Below are 1,570 nucleotides of genomic sequence, written 5' to 3'. Positions count from 1 at the left end.
CGGCGAGTCCCGTTTCCAACCCATTCAGAACGCAATTCGCCAGGGTTGGCGAAATGACACCACCTTGCGGTGTTCCCTCATCTGTCGGCGAGAAGCGACCCTGATGGACCAACTCCGGGGAGTGTCAGGATTTCTGTGTGTGAGGCTGTTGAATCCGTCACTCAATCGTGAGGCGGCTTGGTGATCTTACTGGCGCGATCTGGTAAATCGGTCCTCGTAGAGGATCGCAAATTGGTTCATCGCTGATTTCCAGTGGTTGGCCGCCCGCCCCCAGTCCGCGGTGATGTTGCGCAGCGCCAGCCAGATCAGCTTGGTGGCCGCCTCGTCGCTGGGGAAGTGGCCGCGCGTTTTGATGATCTTGCGCAGCCGTGCGTTCACGCTCTCGATGGCGTTGGTGGTGTAGATCACGCGCCGCACCTCGGGCGGGAAGGCGAAGAACGGGATGACCTTGTCCCAGGCCCGGCGCCAGGCGCTGACCACGGTCGGGAACCGCTGCCCCCAGGGGCCGGCCGCAAACGCATCCAACTCGGCCTCGGCCGCCTCGGCGCTCACCGCGGTGTAGATGGGTTTGATGGCTGCGGCCAGCGCCTTGCGGTCTTTCCATGACGCAAAGTCCAGGCCACCCCGGATCAGGTGCACGAGAGCTTGTCAGAAATTTTGTGTGTGAGGCATAGCATGTCGACAAGGAGCATGAATGCCACGCAAGACCAAACCCACCGCTTTGGCGGACCAGGCGGCACAGCCGCAATTTCACATCCCGGCCGAGCTGCTTGACCAGCTGGTGACCGGGCCCATGACGCCGGGCCAAGTCCAAGGGCTGTTCGATCAGTTCAAGAAGTCAATTCTTGAGCGGGCGCTGGGCGCCGAGATGAGTCATCACCTAGGCTATGCGCCCGGCCAAGCCAAGCCCACAGGCGGATCAGCCAACCACCGCAACGGCAAGAGCACCAAGACCGTACTGACCGATGTGGGGGCGCTGCGCATCGATGTCCCACGCGATCGCGAAGGCAGCTTCGAGCCGCAGCTCATTGGCAAGCACGAGCGGCGCTTTACGGGTTTCGACGACAAGATCATCGCCATGTACGCACGCGGCATGACGGTGCGCGAGATCCAGGGTTTCCTGGCTGAGATGTACTCGGTGGACGTCTCGCCCGAGCTCATCAGCCGTGTCACCGATGAGGTGATGGGCGAGGTCACGGCCTGGCAGACACGGCCGCTGGAGGCGATGTACCCGGTGGTGTTCTTCGATGCGCTGCGGGTCAAGATTCGCGAGGATGCGGTGGTGCGCTCCAAGGCCGTCTACCTGGCGCTGGGCGTACTGCCTGACGGCTCGCGCGACATCCTGGGAATCTGGATCGAGAACACCGAGGGGGCGAAGTTCTGGATGAAGGTCTTCAACGATCTGAAGACGCGCGGGGTGCAGGACATCCTGATTGCCGTCACCGACGGCCTCAAGGGCATGCCAGAGGCGCTGGGCGCAGTGTTCCCGGCGACGACGCTGCAGACCTGCATCGTGCACCTGATCCGGGGTGGCCTGGACTTTGCGTCATGGAAAGACCGCAAGGCGCTG

Annotated in this window: 1 protein-coding gene and 1 pseudogene; one reads left to right on the top strand and one right to left on the bottom strand. The window is 62.7% G+C overall.

Annotated features, from left to right (window positions below; genetic code table 11):
- Positions 1-186: 186 nt before the first annotated feature.
- Positions 187-642, bottom strand: a pseudogene (locus tag IGS61_RS27650) (transposase); the annotation flags it as partial.
- A gap of 52 nt (positions 643-694) precedes the next feature.
- On the opposite strand from IGS61_RS27650, the gene IGS61_RS27645 reads away from it, so the two are divergent.
- On the top strand, positions 695-1,570 hold an 876-nt coding region (locus tag IGS61_RS27645; protein ID WP_230542493.1), incomplete at its 3' end, for an IS256 family transposase.

The sequence above is a fragment of the Janthinobacterium sp. FW305-129 genome, assembly GCF_020858115.1.
Lineage (GTDB): Bacteria > Pseudomonadota > Gammaproteobacteria > Burkholderiales > Burkholderiaceae_D > Janthinobacterium.
Note: the sequence above shows the minus strand (reverse complement) of the source record. Positions and strands in the feature narration are given on the sequence as shown.